Source organism: Chitinophaga sp. RCC_12 (assembly GCF_041360695.1).
Taxonomy (GTDB): Bacteria; Bacteroidota; Bacteroidia; order Chitinophagales; family Chitinophagaceae; genus Chitinophaga.
Genome location: NZ_JBFUPS010000009.1, coordinates 292113 through 308226, shown reverse-complemented (window position 1 = coordinate 308226; position 16114 = coordinate 292113). Strand labels below are relative to the sequence as shown.

Genomic DNA, 16114 nt, shown 5'->3' with positions numbered 1-16114 from the left:
ATAGGTTTTGGACCCTCTGTATCTCTTCGCGGTCCGGGTCCGTGAAAAGAAGTTACGACTATTTTTTGGAAGATTTTCGGGGGAATAAAGCTATTTAATGATGATATTCTCAGAAAGCTGGTAATTAAAATTCAATATCTCATTCATCTCTGCCATATGGTCAAAATTACCGCTGAATTGCGACCGGTATACATCCGCATAAATAAAAACATGGGTCTGGCCCACTTTTTTATATTTAAGACAAAAAACAGAGCGGATGATAGCTTTCCCGTCCTTAGGATCATAGTCAAACTCATACCCGGTTACACTGTTTGCATCTTCTTTGAAGATAACCCTGTCGGGGCTTTCCAGCTTATAGCCCGCCAGGTCAAAATCTGCCTGGTCTGTAGAGAGCCAGATAGTGAGTTGCTTTAATCCGTAATTCTTTTGCGGATGGACCAGGTCATATATTTTAGCGTTCGTCGTAAATGTGCCGATTTTGATGAGCCCGAACTGCTGGGTTTTGACATGTCCGGATACTTTGAGTTCAATCCCGCGCGGGATCTCTAAAGTGATAGGATTTCCTTTGTCGTCCTGTATAACCTGACTTGTCGCGGGCAATTTCTCAACGGGATGCAATATAATTTGCGGGTCTGTGCTTAACTGATTTTTTAGTGCATTGATTTTCGCCCTCACTTCTTTCTGCCGGGTAATCTCCTTATTGATATCCTCTTCAAATTCTTCTTTCGATATCCAGGTAAATTCCATAATGGTGTTTCTGGAGTTGGAAGTAGTCGCATTATCCGTGAATTTAATCTGGAAAACATCGCTGCTGAAAGCATGATCATACATTTCATAATACTCCCTGTCAGCGATGCGGAGTTGCGAAAGATGTTTAAAACTCCGGATGTCTATCTTAAATGTAGAAGGCAGCTCAAAATACAGGCTATCACCTTTCCTGATGAAGTGGAAATTATAATCAAGCACTTCCTGCATACCTTCAACTGTCATCCCTGTAAAAGGAGTTTTGTCTTCCCGGTAGATCTTAGTTATTTTCCAGTACGTTACGCTGTCCTGAGATTGACAACTTAAGTTCATCAAAAAGAGGATGATCGCTATAATGATATTCTTATTCTTCAGGTATTTCTCCGTTGGTTTCATCTTCCCGTTTTTTGTTTTTAATTTCCTGGCGATACTGAACCATTGTACTGCCTGTTAATCCGTTGTTCTGGTTGCTGACATAAAAGATATAAACAAATCAGAAAGATCCATTCCAAAGGTTTCATTAGCCGGTAAGTTAAATTGGCCATTTGCTCGTTATTGATTTTCCTGGATAAATTATATCCGTACTTATCATAGTTATGCCGTATCACCCGGTGTAACCCCGGAGAAAAATCCTGCACCATTTCCTCGAAGGCATTTGCGATCAGCAACTGCCGGTTCACGATAATCGTTCTTCCATTCCTGTTACCCAACCGGAGGGGCTTCACGATTTTTGGATCTCCCGATACGGCAACTGTACACAGATAATGTCCCTTATGGTCCAACACCGGCGGATGCATCTGCTGGGAAAACCGCCAGGTGGTGGTTTCTGTGAAAGCTTTGATCAATGAATCGGGATCCTGGCCAAACAAAGTAAGCACCGCTGTAATAACCAGCAGTAACGGAAGTATCAGGATAATAGACCACAACGTTAAATTGCTTCTTTTCCCAAGGAAAACATTCAATTTGTTCAGGAACTTATTGGAATAAATACGTTCATTGGCCGTAACCATGTGCGTTCTCACTACCTGGAGTATAAGCAGGACGGCAATCAATATCGCCACTACAGGTGCAAATACAAAAAGATAAATGTGTCCGGATTTGTCATAAATATCGATGCTGGCCGTATTATGTTCCGATACCTGCCATAAAATCAGCAAATTGATCACGATACCCGTTACCAGGAAACCCAGCGACAGCACTTTGGCCAGTGGTGGCAATTTATGCCCCTTCAACCATAACAGCAACAAAGAAATATTGAAGGCAATAAAGTAAAAAGTCAAAGTGATGATGTGCTTCCCGCCCAGCGGAATATAACATTGATCATCAACCGGGTCTATGGCGGTGTAATATTCGTTACTGTGAATCAGGAAGCCGATGAACAGGGATATCAGGGAAAAGACATAAACGTTCGCCAGGATAACCTCCGGAACAGTAATGGCCGGTTTAATCCTTTTCAAAGTAAATATGGTGATACCGGTTAGTCCTAAAAAAAAGAGGAGTGCACAAACAATGATCATGTATTATTTCATTTTATTTTAGTCCAATCTTTTGTGATACTACACAAATATATAGGCAAGCACTAAAAATAAAAATTATATCACAATAAAGTACTGTGATGTAGCCATTTGAAGGGGTATTAGTACCACACGATAAGTACAAACGGGATATTTAGCGGCTACCGGGTTGAGATTTCCCCCTGCTTACCCCCTGTAATTGGCCATACAACTGCGCAGTTGTCAACCCAGACAACCAGATTCAGGATTTTCTCATTATCTTGGTGCGGTATAATAACATATTAGCAATATCCCTGTCTCTAATCGTTGGTCTCTTTTATGAAGAAAGTAGTAGCAGCCTGTTTGTTTGTTTGCCTTTGCATGCCGTTGGGGTTAAAAGCCCAAAAAGAAATTAACAGGTGGTATTTTGGCTACAATGCCGGGATCAACTTTAACACCTCTCCAGCCAGCGTTTTAACAGATGGACAAACTTATACGAGGGAAGGCGTCGCTACTATTTGCGATGGTGCTACGGGAAATTTATTATTCTATACAGAAGGCTCAGTGGTGTGGAATGCGCATCATGCCATTATGCCAAATGGTACCGGGTTGCAGGGCGATCCATCGAGCGTTGAATCGGGTGTGGCGGTACCTTTTCCAGGACATCCCAAACAATATTATCTTTTTACAACAGCTGAGTTTAAGGGATTCCGTTATTCTATTGTAGACATGACACTGGATAACGGCAACGGTGATATTATCCCCGCCAGTAAAAATACACTGCTGCTTCCAACAGAAGCCAGCACAGAGAAAATGACCGCTACGCGGCACTGCAATGGAAAAGATTATTGGATTATTACCCATGAAAAAAACAGTTCTGACTTCGTGATATACCTGCTGACGGCGACTGGAATATCCGCCCCTGTGAGGTATACATTGGGCTACTATGTGCGGGAAGGCGGCTGGGAGGGTGTGGGTTATCTCAAGTTTTCTCCCCAGGGCGATATACTTGCACATACTATCGGACCACAAGTGCAGGGAATTCCCGGAAGAGGTGAACTGTTCAGATTTAACAACAGCACCGGAGTCCTTACCGGGCCGTTCAGCATCCTGGATGGGCTAACACCATTTGGAGTCGAATACTCTGCTAGTGGCCGGCTGTTATATGTTACAGCTTCCAATCAGCCTATTTTGGCGCAATATGATTTGACGGCGGCTGATGTTAATGCCAGTCGTATTAACATTGCACAGGCGCCGCCCAATCTTTCTATGGGTGGGTTACAAATGGGACCGGACAAACAAATTTATATGGCTTATGAAAATGGTTATGACCAGGGCTACCGTTATGTAGGGCTTATTCATCAACCGGAAATACGGGGGGTAGGTTGTAATTATGAGCAAGACGGTATGGACATGGATCCTTCCGGGCAAAGAAGAACAGCCATGTCATTTCCGTCTTTTGTAAACAGTTTCTTTTATTACCCTGCAGATTTCACTGTAACAGGTAGTTGTATGGACGCTCCTGCCACTTTACGGCTGGTGAATGAATCGGACGTAAAGGGGATCTTGTGGGATTTCGGAGACGGTACTTCCTCTACAGAACTGGCGCCCAAACATACGTATGCTACCTCAAAGGACTATACAGTAACAGTAAAGGTTACACGCAGATGCAGTACGGATGAAAAAAAGCAGACCGTCACCATCGGTCATTCCTATGAAGAGGAGGAAGATATCCGGCTATGCGAAGGAAGCACTTATACCCTTCCCAATGGCACCATTGTGAAAACAAACGGTACTTACCAGAGCAACCTGAAAACAGTAACGGGCTGTGACAGTATTATTCACTCCAGGGTGACTTTTTTCCCGGTATATCATATCACAAAAGATGTCCGTATTTGCGAAGGGAAATCCTATCTCCTACCTGATGGCCGGCATGTAACTGCACCCGGCAGTTACACGTCGTCACTGCAAACCTATAAAGGATGTGATAGTGTTATTACTACTAAGCTATTGCTGAACCCCGTGTTTAACGTCGAGCGTTACGATACCATCTGTAAGGGCATGTCATTTATACTTCCCGACGGAAAAACAACAGAGCAGACGGGTGATTATACAAGCCGGCTTATTTCTGCAAGTGGTTGCGACAGCATTGTTACCACCCATCTGCAAATAAATGATAAGCCGGTAACCTCATTAGGAGCTAATGTCTGCCTGTTTAATTACCGCCCGGTTACCATTACCGCAGCGCTGGGATACAAACGCTATTTATGGCAGGACGGCTCTACAAACGCATCCTATACTATACGATATCCCGGCCGGTATACAGTACAGATTAGCAACGAGTGCGGTACCACTTCTGATGTCGTGATTGCTAAAATCTGTTCCCCGGATTTGTATGTTCCTAATGCATTTTCACCTAATAATGACGGGAATAATGATGTATTCCGCCTTGTAACACCAAACGGTCAGGAGTTGCTGGAATTCAGGATATTTAACCGCTGGGGAAAAGAATTATTTTGTGCGGCAGGCATCCAGCAGGGGTGGGACGGAACCTTTAAAGGTGCGCCACAGCCAATTGGCGGATATGTTTATTTTATACGGTACAGGAATATAGACAGGGAAGAGAAAATCCTGAAGGGTACCGTAATGTTATTAAGATAAATGCATGTAACGATGTGCGGTGTTATGCAACATGCCCATAGCATCACTCATCCATCCCATCTGCGTCATTCCCTGCGGTCTTCTTACTATTCGCTACCAGTGCATTCAGGTTATTCACTTCCTCCTTCGTAAAATACCGCCAGCTGCCCTGTGCCAGGTCTTTCAGCGTCATATTCATAATTCGCGTCCGCTTCAGCGCCACTACATCATATCCCAATGCTTCGCACATGCGGCGTATCTGCCGGTTAAGCCCTTGTGTTAAAATAATCCGGAACCGGTTGGCGCCTTCCTGTTGCACAAAGCATTTCTGCGTCATCACACCAAGGATGCGCACGCCGTTACGCATATTTTTGAGGAACTCAATGTCTATGGGTTTGTCAACGGTAACGATATATTCTTTCTCATGCTGGTTGCCGGCTCTCAGGATTTTATTTACGATATCGCCGTCGTTCGTGAGGAATATCAGTCCTTCAGAACGTTTATCCAGCCGCCCGATCGGGAATATGCGGGAGGGGAAGTTCACGTAGTCGATGATATTGGTTTTATCCTTGAGGTCAGTGGTACAGGTAATCCCTTTGGGCTTGTTGAGGGCAATGTACACAGTGGCCTTCTTCTTTTTGAGCGGTTCACCGTCTACTTCTACCACGTCACCGTCTTTAACGCGATTGCCTTTGGAGGCGATGTTGTCGTTGATCGTCACACGCCCCTGTTCAATATATTTATCAGCTTCGCGGCGACTGCAAAAGCCCGTTTCACTGATGTATTTGTTAACGCTTATATCCATATCAGGCGCAAATTACTTAAAACCGGGCAAACTATACACCCCTGGCGACTGACTTTTGACCGCGGTAAATCCAATACGGCCCAATAATTCTGCTTTGATGTTAATCGCTAAGAATGTAACTTGTTACCGGCAATCTGTCCCGCTGCCCGGCTTCCTGACATGAAAAGAATACTATGCCTGATCAACGGTTTCCTGCTTCTTAAAAGTCTCCTGGTCACGGGCCAAACGCCACTGCCATATATACTTAATGGCGCAGCTACCCAGCGCACCTGCAATTGCTATGTGCTCACACCGGACCAGCCAGCCACCAGCGGCACCGTATGGAATAAAAATAAGATCAACCTGAATCAGTCGTTTAATTATGTATTTGATGTAAACCTGGGTTGTAAAGATGCAACCGGTGCAGATGGCATTGGCTTCATCCTGCAAACCAAAGGCACCAATCTCGGCGCTACCGGCCAGGGCATTGGCTTTAAAGGCATTTCGCCCTCACTTGGGATCATCATTGATACCTGGCAGAACACGGATGAAAATGACCCTCCTTACGATCATATTGCCATACAAATGAACGGTATTACGGACCACAACGATCCCGCCGGCAACCTTACCGCACCGGTAACCGTACTCGCCAACAGCGATAATATTGAAGATTGTAACTGGCACCTTTTCCGCATCCGGTGGGACGCGACGGCACAACACATGGAAATAAGCGTGGATAATGAGCTGCGCCTTACACTCGACAAAGACATTGTAAAGGATATTTTCAGCGGAGATCCCAGCGTGTTCTGGGGCTTTGCCGGATCTACCGGCGGCAGCAGCAATAAACAGGAATTTTGCGCCGCCCTTCGTCCGGAATTTAATTTCAATCCCCAACAGATCTTCTGCGATGGCACTCCCATCCAGTTCAGGGATAATTCCAGCTCTTTCGGGTCCGTCACCCGTTGGTGGTGGGATTTGGGAGATGGAACCCTTTCCACCGCTCCCCTGCCACCTGCTCACGTTTATCCTGCGGCCGGCCACTATGAAGTAAAACTGGTAATTGAAGATAACAGCGGCTGCCAGTCTGATACCTTAAAAGCCCCCTTCACCGTAGGTGCGTACCCGGTAGTGGACTTCGGCCCCGATCCTCTTTGCCTCAATGCCAAAATGCAGATGGAAGATCGTACGACCATTACCGTAGGAACACTCCAAAAATGGGAATGGAACTGGGGCGATGGCACTACCTCCGCCGGTCAGCAGCCAACGGCTCCTTACACCACGCCCGGTACCCGTCAGATACAGCTCTCGGTTAACTCGGCGCAGGGCTGCGGCAGCAGCGCTACCAAATCTATTCTCGTCAGCAACACCCCGCAGGTAAGCGGCAGAGGCGAAGATGTATGCCTCGGTGTTCCCACCGGCCTTGAAGGTGTTAACCTCACGCCGGCTACACCTATCAGCCAGTGGCACTGGGATCTCGGCAATGGTAACACCCTGCAACAACAACAAGGCAACTTCCGCTTTGCAGATACCGGCTACTACCCCTTACGGCTATACGCCATCAGCAGCGATGGTTGCGTCTCTCCTGAAGTGGAGGTGCCTGTCAGGGTTACTTCCGTATTCGCACAGGCGGGGAAAGATACCATCGTAGCCAGCGGCCAACCCCTGCAACTACAGGCAGAATGGCTCAATCCGCGTATCCGCTACGCCTGGTCGCCCACCACCGGCCTCAATGATCCCTATATACCCAATCCCGTTGCCATACTGCAAAAAGATCAGACCTACCGCCTCACCCTCACCTCCCCGGAAGGATGCACGGATCAGGATGAAGTGAATGTAAAAGTTTATGAAGGACCAGAATTTTATGTACCCAACGCATTTACGCCCAACAACGACGGGCGCAACGATATTTTCCGCGTCATCGCCGCGGGCGTACCCAAACTGGATTTCTTCTGTATATGGAACCGCTGGGGCCAGGAGATATTCCGCAGCGCCGATCTGCCGGGCGGATGGAACGGCAACTGGCAGGGGCGCCCCGCGCCCGCAGCCACCTATATATGGATGGTGCAGGGCGTGGATTACACCGGCCGCCGTTTCAGCAGAAAAGGCACGGTAACGCTTATACGATAACTACACCCGGTAACAAATCGCATTGATGTTCATGCCCGCTCCCACAGAAGCAAACAGGATCACCTCGCCGGCATGTACCGCCTGGTTGGCAATATGCCCCTTGCGTACCATATCAAATAAAGTTGGAACCGTGGCCACAGAACTGTTGCCCAACTCGTGGATATTCATAGGCATAATGTCCACCGGTATGTCTTTAATGCCGTATAATAAGTAGAAAGCTTTGATGATGGCAATATCCATCTTCTCATTAGCCTGGTGTATAAAGATCTTTTTTACATCTGTAATGTTTACACCGCCCGCATCCAAACAGGCCTTCATCGCTTCCGGTACATGCTTCAGCGCAAACTCATACACTTTGCGACCCAGCATCTTGATATAACGGACACGGTTATCCGCTTCCGGTGCATACGACTTGCCCATGTAAATATAATTGAGCTCGTCCATCGCATACGACTGTGCACTCGCACTGATAATCCCCGCGGTATCTTCCGTGTCTTTGAAAGCCTCTACAATCACCGCTCCCGCACCATCGCTGAAAATCATGCTGTCACGGTCGTAGCGGTCAATCACCCTGCTCAGGGTTTCAGTACCTATCACCAGGCACCTCTTCGCCAGCCCCGCTTTAAAGAATGCATCCGCCTGGATTAAACCCTGGATCCAGCCCGGACAACCAAACAAAATATCGTAAGGTATACAGGAAGGATTACGGATGCCCAATGCCTGCTTCACCCTGGAAGCCAGTGATGGCACCGCATCCGACTGAATAGTGCCTGTTAAAACGTTTCCGAAATTATGCGCCAGGATAATCTGATCCAGCGTTTCCGGGTCCACTCCCGCATCTTTAATAGCCGCTGTTGCCGCTGCTACCGCCATCTCCGTGGCGTTCATATCTACATCTGCATACCTGCGTTCAGAAATCCCCGTAACCTCCTCAAATTTGCGGATAATGTCTGCCGCCTCAGAAGGGATTCTCTCCTGCCGGTCACTGTAAAATTCCTGTTGCAAAAAATCGTTATTTAGTTTTTTGTTGGCAGGAATAAAGCTACCAGTACCGGTTATAACTGTTCGCATTGTTTGAACCATAGATCGTTTTTTAAGTTGCCACCTGACAACCCATTACATAAAGATACAATAAAAAGCTGCCCTGCATACACCCTTCCGGCCCCTCACCAGCCTGTAAACACAAATGGCGCTGTCAAAAACAGCGCCATTATTATTTTTGTTCATTACTTATCTTATAAATTATCAGCTATTCCCTTCAACAATTCGTACGACCGAAGCCGTGTGTCCTGGTCGTAAATGTGAGCGGTAGCCATCAGCTCATCTACCTGCGTCTCTTCAAGAAAACGCTGCAGGCCTGTTTGCACAGTAGCAGCACTGCCAATAAAAGAACAACTCAGCATTTGCTGTGCATGCGCCGCCTCATATTCCGTCCACACCCCTTCCATACTGTCTATTGGCGGTCCAAGCCTCCGCAGCTTACCACGGATAATACCCAGGAACAACTGGTAAAACGAAGTAGCCAGCCGGTTGGCTTCTGCATCGGTATCCGCGGCTATCACATTCACACACGCCATTGTATAAGGAGCCGATAAAAATTCAGAAGGCTTGAATTGCTGCCGGTATATTTTTAACGCTGCATGCAGCTGTGCGGGTGCAAAATGACTGGCAAACGCATAGGGCAAACCCATTGCGGCAGCCAGGTAAGCGCTGTCGGTGCTGGAACCCAGTATCCAGATCGGGATATCAAGTCCCTCGCCAGGTATCGCCCTCACGGCACTGGTATGGTTGTCGAACGATAAATACTGTTGTAATTCCTGTACCTGCTCAGGGAAATCATGACCAGCCCCAAGCCGGTCGCGGCGCAATGCCCGCGCTGTAACCTGGTCGGTACCCGGCGCCCTTCCAAGCCCCAGGTCTATCCGGTCGGGATACAGGGAGGCCAGAGTGCCAAACTGCTCGGCCACTACCAGCGGCGCATGATTAGGCAGCATAATACCACCTGAACCTACCCGGATCGTATGAGTGCCGCCGGCTATATATCCCAGCAATACAGCCGTAGCCGAACTGGCCACACTCACCATATTGTGGTGCTCAGCCATCCAGAAACGCTTATATCCCAACTTTTCTACGTGTTGTGCCAGCCGCAGGCTATTCCGGAATGCATCTGCAGGCGTACTTCCTTCTGTTACCGGTGCCAGGTCCAAAACCGACAACGGCCGTCTTAATCCATGCTTATTCATGGGTACAAATTTACAGCATTGCGGCCCACGGAAACGGGGCGATATACTTTAGGTAAGCACTTCCCCCCGTTAAGCATGCTCCAGCATATGGATAAATTCGGCCGAAAAACGGTACGCATCGCCCGGCCAGCGGGCCGACAGGTAATTCCGGTCCCGCACTGTAAAACCCCGCTCCGGATGTCGCGCATCATCCCGGGTCAAAGGCAGGGGACCGGAAAGGAACTGCGCCGGATCACCCAGCGCCGCTGTCACTTCCGCCTGTACGGTAACGGGATAGGTGAGATAATAGTCTTTTAACCACCACCGGGTAAGATGATACGCCATGCGCTCCTGGCTGGCCAGTAAGGCCGTGGTTTTATAGGAATGTAAAACGGATAACCCTGTTCGCGGATCTTTACTTCGTGCAGCCAGCACTACACCATGACAAATAGCCCCTACCGGCTTCTGCGTCGTAAAAAAATGGGCTACCACCTCCTGTAACAGGGAAGATTCAAGATACGCCTTCATTTTCTTGTCATGCCCACCAGGCAGTAAAAGGGCGTCATAATGTTCCGCACGGATTTGCGTATACTTTAAGGGCGTACAAAAAGATTCACTGTTCGACATCCGGTGATAGGCCATCACCGCATCCTCACGCGCCTGCAGCAACCATTTCCATATACCCAACTGTTCTCCCCTCAGTACCCGGAGATCCGCCATCCCGCTGTAACCACCCGGCGTGGCAAATTGCACGTCGTATCCCTTTGCTGTCAGCAGCAACCAGGGTATCGCCGCTTCCGTAGGATCGAAACCATAATCAGGTAGTGGCACCAGTACCTTCTTCATTCAAAAATGTTTAATGTGCAGGCAGTAACTTGAAAAGAAAGATAACAAAAAAAGCATTCTGCTGTTAGCAATTGCCTACTTTCAGGGTATTATGATCCGCGATATCGACATTTGGTATGAATCACAGCCGGAACCGGCCAAAGGCTGTCTGCTGGCGCTACGCGCTTATATCCGGCAATACAATCCCCATATTACAGAAGCCTGGAAGTACCGCATGCCCTTCTTTTGTTACAATGGTAAAATGTGCTGTTATCTCTGGATCCAGAAAGAAAATAAACATCCCTATCTCGGCATTGTGGAAGGTAAAAATATCCCGCATCCCCAGCTGCAACAGGATAAACGCGCCCGCATGAAGATCCTCCCGCTCAACCCCTCAGAAGATCTTCCGATGGAAGTGATCAATGATATCCTCGGCAAAATGGTTCGTTGGTACGAACAATCCCGTAAGTAAATGCTGATGGGAACAAATTATTTTATAAAGATCAATAACGACAGTAATATAAGATAGATGACCAGCTTGGTGATCCGCCACCGGTTGGTACGGAAATGACGGGGGCGCGTAAAATCAACATTGATACGCTTCATAAAATAATCGGGCTTCCCCTGCCCTATCACGGTTTTAAACATGCCCCACTCTGTACTGCACCGCAGCAAGGTCATGTAATAGGCTACTTTCAATTCCCGGTAACCCATACCGGCAGCCCTTATATAATTAATACCCATGTCAATTAACGGAATAGCCGCTAAAAAGATCAGCCATTTCTGCCAGCTGAGAAACAGGAAAAATAAAGGCGCGCAAAGCAATGCCAGCACCATTCCTTCTACAGGATTAGGAAACGCATACCAGGTAAACTTTTTAAACCGCGGCAACAACAACGCCGTGCCTACGCCGTAACGCTCAAAGCGTTTATAGTGCGGCTGCCCGTCGTTCCACCAGGGATGTGTTACCCTTGCTTCTTTTATACAAATAAAACGTGCATTATTCCGCAAACAGATCTGCGCCGGCAGATCCACATCTTCTCCACCGCCGCTTTTCGGAAAAACGGACGAAAACCGTAACTCCTGCATGGCGGCACGGTTATACATCATATTTGCCGTTACGCCCCACATAAATTCTTCCTTCCTGTTGGCAATCGTAAAAATAGTCGTTAACCCTGCCGCCATCAACGCCCTGGTAAAAGTATTCATGGGAGCCGGGAAATCTGTTAACCCAATAAATCCAATCGCCTCCCGATGGCCTTCAATCGCCTTCACGTATTGAAAAAGTAAATCCTGCTCCGCTACAATATCATCATCCAGGAACAACATCCACTCGCCACTGCCTGCATTGATACCCTTATTCCGGCTTTCCGCAGCACCCAGGTTCTCCGGGTTAATAAACAGGTGAATCGCCCCCTCCCCCGATAAACGGAGTATTTCCTTACCCGGCTGCACCTGCGGATTGTCTACCACCACATAATAGGTGAATTTCCAGCCACCAGGTTTCGGCAAATGGATCAGGGGTAGCAGATACTGTTCATCCAACCGGAAAGAAGGAATGATAATATCAATCGAATTTGAAAATGCCAACATAGGGCGCGAAGATAAATAACATTTTATTTGCTTTCATAATGCAAATGAAATATATATTTGCAGCCATTATTTTACGCTGAAGGATTATTATAAATACGCAGGTTACTATGCTGATAACGTATAGGGCTAAACGAAGTAAATTTATCTCCCAAACAAAAAAAATAAAATCCCCGCAATCAGCTTAGTCACTTTACTCCTGAGAAAGACAACTTCCGCTGTATGCATAAAAAAAAGGGGTGGCAAGACTACCTCCCCTTTAATATTTTAACCATATCCTATGAAAAACCTAATGCAAAGATATATTCATGGCCGTTAGTTGCCTACCTTATTTCGTGAACGCATAATTATTGCCCGTGAATGCAACAAATCAGCCGTTGTTAACCGGCAGTTAACAAAATAATAAAGGTGTTCCCAACGCTTCCATTAGTTGCCCAAAGTTTTCAGCGCGAGGTAAGACATCAGGCCAGCACCGGTTTCCAGCGCTTTTTCATCGGCATCAAAGGTGGCAGTATGCAAACCGGATACAATACCCCTGTTTTCATTGCGTACCCCCAACCTGTAAAAACAGGCATCCGCCACCTGTGAATAGGAAGCAAAATCCTCTGCCGCCATCCAGATGTCCAGGTCCTCCACCTGCGCTTCACCCAGGTAGTCAACGGCGTATGCCTTGCTGGCAGCCGTCAGTTTATCTTCGTTGATCAGCACAGGATATCCTCTTTCTATTTTAATATCACAGGAGCCTTCCATACTTTCTGCTATGGAGATGGCCATCTTTTTAATCTTATCATGGGCCGCACTACGCCAGGTTTCGTCCAGCGACCGGAAAGTACCCTCCAGCTTCACTTCATCCGGGATCACATTACTGGCCCCGTTGGCGTGCATTTTACCAAAAGATAATACCGATGGCAGCAACGGGTTGGCACGGCGGCTCACAATCTGCTGCAGCGCTATCACCATATGACACGCAATCACCACCGGGTCAATACCCAGGTGCGGCATCGCACCATGACCGCCCTTCCCTTTCACCGTAATGGAAATTTCATCATTGCTGGCCATATAGCGCCCGGAACGGAAGCCCACCTTGCCCACCGGCAGCTCCGGCATCACATGCTGCCCCAGGATATGATGCGGCCGGGGATTTTCCAGTACCCCTGCCTTGATCATCAAACTGGCCCCGCCGGGGATTACCTCTTCCGCCGGCTGGAATATAAACTTCACCGTACCGGAAAACTCGTCCTTCATCCGGCTCAGGATACCCGCCACGCCCAACAGGGAAGAAGTATGCACATCATGCCCGCAGGCGTGCATCACCCCCTCGTTCTGCGAACGGTAAGGCACATTATTCAGCTCAATGATAGGCAGGGCGTCTATATCCGCCCGCAAGGCCACCACCTTGTCTGATGGCCCTGCCCCTCCCTGCAGTAAAGCAACAATCCCGGTATCAGCCATCCTTTCAAATGGAATATCCAGGGCCCGGAGCTTCTCCTCAATAAAAAGCGCCGTCTGGTACTCCCGGTAGGAAAGTTCTGGATTCGTATGCAGGTGGCGACGGTTGGCCGTTGCCTCCTCCAGCAGTCCGCTGGCTAATTGCCGGATTCTTTCTTTAAGCATGTAGCAGTAGTTTTTATTACGCTCCTGCGCCAGGAACGTTTTTACAAAATCATCAGTCAGGTTCGGATACGCCCGTCGTCTCGCCCCTTATAACCCTCAAGTATACAATTTTTTATCCGGTCGAAGCGCGCAAACGCCTGGCTACCAACAGCGCCTGTGTGGTGGTATAATATTTCGCCAGCATCCCCTGCACTTCCCAGGCCGGCATCTGCCCGGATTTCACGTATACCAGGAATTGCTGCATCACTTTTGCAAATAACCGTTCATGTCCTTTTACCAGCTCCTCCGGTATCACCACTTCCCAGCCATACGCACTTTCCTTTAACCCGATGCCGGGATACTTTCGTTCCAGCGTACGGAAGGCCGTTTTCATTTGCGCAGTATCTGCTGATAACGGATGGATATATAACACCGGTTTGTACTGTTGTTCCTTGTCCTGCAGTATCATCAGCTCGGCCTTGCTGCCACGCAGCAGCGAATAATGGGTATCGCCGGTACCTGCAGGTGCTTCATAGTCCCACTGAACGGAAATACGCGCATGCACCCCACAGATGGTATAATCGAAGGCCCCATTGGCATACACCTCCAGCAGGCCACCAGCGCCGGCAATCTTTTCCAGGGCAGGCGTAAACTGCTGCTCTCCTGTAATGGCGCTGTACTGCGGCAGGCTCATCCCGGTGGACCAGGTAATGGCGGTATCTATATAAATATCTTTTTTATAATCCAGTATCTGTCCGGGAAAACAGGTCCACTGCACCAGGTCTACCAGGTGCGTGGTCACATCTGTAATCCCTTCACCCTGCTGCTTTACATCCATATACCAGGATGGCCGGACCAGTGTTTTCCCTGCTACCGTCTTCTTAAAGTGATGTACGCTCTTCCTGATCACGGCAGGATCCCCGATGCTGCCTTTCTGCAGTGTTCCAAACAGTTCCGGTAACTGCAACAGCTCCCTTTGTAACAGGTTATGGATGTCGTGGCGTTCTGTCATGATATCATACAACTGCACCTTGTTCGCAGCAGCCATCACAAATGATGATTGCAGGGAATCGAAACCCTCCGCATCAATCGCCATAGGTTTGTCGGCCAGCACATGCATACCGGCACACACGGCATGGCTGATATAAGCAGGCTTCAAACGGTTATTACCTGCCAGCACCACAATATGCCCCCGATCACACAGGAGCATCTTCTGCAGATAGTCGTTACCAGTGTACACCTCCGTTCTCCAGCGTACTGCCGGGCTGTCCTGCTCATTAAAGGCAGCTATCCGCTGCAGGTATTGTTTTACTTCCGGCCCGTCCGGTGCATATACCCGGATCACGTCATCTATTTCCGGGTACATCTGCTGATGTACCAGCGAAGCGTGGAAATGACCAGGATCAAGTGCAATCAGCTGCATAGGCGTTTGCATTTTAGATGGATAAATAAAGATAATATTTTGCTTCATCCGGTTATTTTTTCCGTTTCCGCATTTCCATTACAAAGTCATTATATTTGATACATCACCAAATATCTAACACCCAAATATACCCGCTATGAGAATTATTTTCGTACTCCCGTTCCTGTTAATTTCATTTTTCAGCTACAGTCAAACGGCTACCATTAAATCCATCCTGCTGGACCAGCTGCGTACTACACACGACAAGGCCCACGCTCAATGGTTTGTAACAGCCAACACGGCTGTAGAAGGACTTACTTCCGAACAGGCCAATTGGAAAGACAGCTCCGGCAACCACTCCATTGCACAACTGGTAAACCATCTCATTTTCTGGGACCTGGAACTGCTGGAGAAATTCAAAGGGAAAGAAAAGTCAGCTTTCAACGGTAACAACGACGAAACCTTTTCTCCTGCAACACCGGCGCAATGGGAAGCTTCCGTGAAGCGGATCGACAGTGTGCTCACCGCCTGGGAAACGGCTATTGAACAGGCCGATGAAAAAAAACTCGCATCACAATACGCTACCATCGCCAATATCAACACACACAACGCCTATCATATTGGCCAGATTATTTATATCCGTAAATTGCGTGGCAACTGGAATCCTGAAAAAGGGGTGAAATAAAAGTCAGTA

Annotated in this window: 13 protein-coding genes; 4 read left to right on the top strand and 9 right to left on the bottom strand. The window is 47.9% G+C overall.

What is annotated here, in order from left to right:
- Positions 1–90: 90 nt before the first annotated feature.
- Complete coding sequence (locus AB6805_RS24650; RefSeq protein ID WP_370912119.1) at positions 91–1140, bottom strand: hypothetical protein; 1050 nt, start codon at positions 1138–1140, stop codon at positions 91–93.
- Between the two features lie 17 nt (positions 1141–1157).
- Positions 1158–2261 (bottom strand): DUF6688 family protein, encoded by a 1104-nt coding sequence (locus AB6805_RS24645; RefSeq protein ID WP_370912118.1) that lies wholly within the window; start codon positions 2259–2261, stop codon positions 1158–1160.
- Positions 2262–2576: 315 nt separating this feature from the next.
- Here AB6805_RS24645 and AB6805_RS24640 point away from each other — a divergent pair, with 315 nt between their 5' ends.
- Positions 2577–4898, top strand: coding sequence for a gliding motility-associated C-terminal domain-containing protein (locus tag AB6805_RS24640; RefSeq protein WP_370912117.1), 2322 nt, complete (start codon positions 2577–2579; stop codon positions 4896–4898).
- Positions 4899–4941: 43 nt separating this feature from the next.
- Here the strand turns inward: AB6805_RS24640 and rluF are convergent, their stop codons facing one another.
- On the bottom strand, positions 4942–5682 hold the full coding sequence (rluF, locus tag AB6805_RS24635; RefSeq protein WP_370912116.1) for a 23S rRNA pseudouridine(2604) synthase RluF: 741 nt from the start codon (positions 5680–5682) through the stop codon (positions 4942–4944).
- 159 nt (positions 5683–5841) lie between these two features.
- Here rluF and AB6805_RS24630 point away from each other — a divergent pair, with 159 nt between their 5' ends.
- Complete coding sequence (locus AB6805_RS24630; RefSeq protein WP_370912115.1) at positions 5842–7788, top strand: PKD domain-containing protein; 1947 nt, start codon at positions 5842–5844, stop codon at positions 7786–7788.
- Here AB6805_RS24630 and AB6805_RS24625 read toward each other — a convergent pair whose 3' ends face one another.
- The 3 genes from AB6805_RS24625 to AB6805_RS24615 all read right to left on the bottom strand — a co-directional run bounded on the left by AB6805_RS24625 (position 7789) and on the right by AB6805_RS24615 (position 10856).
- Positions 7789–8859 (bottom strand): 3-oxoacyl-ACP synthase III family protein, encoded by a 1071-nt coding sequence (locus AB6805_RS24625; RefSeq protein WP_370912114.1) that lies wholly within the window; start codon positions 8857–8859, stop codon positions 7789–7791.
- 164 nt (positions 8860–9023) lie between these two features.
- The gene (locus AB6805_RS24620; RefSeq protein WP_370912113.1) at positions 9024–10031 is read right to left on the bottom strand and encodes an LLM class flavin-dependent oxidoreductase; all 1008 of its coding nucleotides are present in this window, start codon (positions 10029–10031) and stop codon (positions 9024–9026) included.
- Between the two features lie 69 nt (positions 10032–10100).
- Positions 10101–10856, bottom strand: a complete 756-nt coding sequence (locus AB6805_RS24615) for a type 1 glutamine amidotransferase domain-containing protein (RefSeq protein WP_370912112.1) — start codon at positions 10854–10856, stop codon at positions 10101–10103.
- Positions 10857–10947: 91 nt separating this feature from the next.
- Here AB6805_RS24615 and AB6805_RS24610 point away from each other — a divergent pair, with 91 nt between their 5' ends.
- Complete coding sequence (locus AB6805_RS24610) at positions 10948–11307, top strand: DUF1801 domain-containing protein (protein ID WP_370912111.1); 360 nt, start codon at positions 10948–10950, stop codon at positions 11305–11307.
- Positions 11308–11324: 17 nt separating this feature from the next.
- Here AB6805_RS24610 and AB6805_RS24605 read toward each other — a convergent pair whose 3' ends face one another.
- The 3 genes from AB6805_RS24605 to AB6805_RS24595 form a co-directional block, all read right to left on the bottom strand.
- Positions 11325–12428 carry a glycosyltransferase family 2 protein gene (locus AB6805_RS24605; RefSeq protein WP_370912110.1) on the bottom strand — a complete coding sequence of 368 codons (1104 nt, stop codon included), beginning with the start codon at positions 12426–12428 and terminating at the stop codon, positions 11325–11327.
- A gap of 423 nt (positions 12429–12851) precedes the next feature.
- Positions 12852–14039 (bottom strand): M20 family metallopeptidase, encoded by a 1188-nt coding sequence (locus AB6805_RS24600; protein ID WP_370912109.1) that lies wholly within the window; start codon positions 14037–14039, stop codon positions 12852–12854.
- A gap of 112 nt (positions 14040–14151) precedes the next feature.
- Positions 14152–15489, bottom strand: a complete 1338-nt coding sequence (locus AB6805_RS24595) for a putative oxidoreductase C-terminal domain-containing protein (RefSeq protein WP_370912108.1) — start codon at positions 15487–15489, stop codon at positions 14152–14154.
- An 88-nt stretch (positions 15490–15577) separates the two neighbouring features.
- Here AB6805_RS24595 and AB6805_RS24590 point away from each other — a divergent pair, with 88 nt between their 5' ends.
- Positions 15578–16105, top strand: coding sequence for a DinB family protein (locus tag AB6805_RS24590; RefSeq protein ID WP_370912107.1), 528 nt, complete (start codon positions 15578–15580; stop codon positions 16103–16105).
- Positions 16106–16114: the final 9 nt, after the last annotated feature.

Excerpts from the sequence above, each read along its gene's own strand:
- AB6805_RS24630 (WP_370912115.1), top strand. The coding sequence starts at position 5,842 with ATGAAAAGAATACTATGCCTGATCAACGGTTTCCTGCTTCTTAAAAGT.
- AB6805_RS24620 (WP_370912113.1), bottom strand. The coding sequence starts at position 10,031 with ATGAATAAGCATGGATTAAGACGGCCGTTGTCGGTTTTGGACCTGGCA.
- AB6805_RS24595 (WP_370912108.1), bottom strand. The coding sequence starts at position 15,489 with ATGAAGCAAAATATTATCTTTATTTATCCATCTAAAATGCAAACGCCT.
- AB6805_RS24600 (WP_370912109.1), bottom strand. The coding sequence starts at position 14,039 with ATGCTTAAAGAAAGAATCCGGCAATTAGCCAGCGGACTGCTGGAGGAG.
- AB6805_RS24610 (WP_370912111.1), top strand. The coding sequence starts at position 10,948 with ATGATCCGCGATATCGACATTTGGTATGAATCACAGCCGGAACCGGCC.
- rluF (WP_370912116.1), bottom strand. The coding sequence starts at position 5,682 with ATGGATATAAGCGTTAACAAATACATCAGTGAAACGGGCTTTTGCAGT.
- AB6805_RS24590 (WP_370912107.1), top strand. The coding sequence starts at position 15,578 with ATGAGAATTATTTTCGTACTCCCGTTCCTGTTAATTTCATTTTTCAGC.
- AB6805_RS24615 (WP_370912112.1), bottom strand. The coding sequence starts at position 10,856 with ATGAAGAAGGTACTGGTGCCACTACCTGATTATGGTTTCGATCCTACG.
- AB6805_RS24625 (WP_370912114.1), bottom strand. The coding sequence starts at position 8,859 with ATGCGAACAGTTATAACCGGTACTGGTAGCTTTATTCCTGCCAACAAA.
- AB6805_RS24640 (WP_370912117.1), top strand. The coding sequence starts at position 2,577 with ATGAAGAAAGTAGTAGCAGCCTGTTTGTTTGTTTGCCTTTGCATGCCG.
- AB6805_RS24650 (WP_370912119.1), bottom strand. The coding sequence starts at position 1,140 with ATGAAACCAACGGAGAAATACCTGAAGAATAAGAATATCATTATAGCG.
- AB6805_RS24605 (WP_370912110.1), bottom strand. The coding sequence starts at position 12,428 with ATGTTGGCATTTTCAAATTCGATTGATATTATCATTCCTTCTTTCCGG.
- AB6805_RS24645 (WP_370912118.1), bottom strand. The coding sequence starts at position 2,261 with ATGATCATTGTTTGTGCACTCCTCTTTTTTTTAGGACTAACCGGTATC.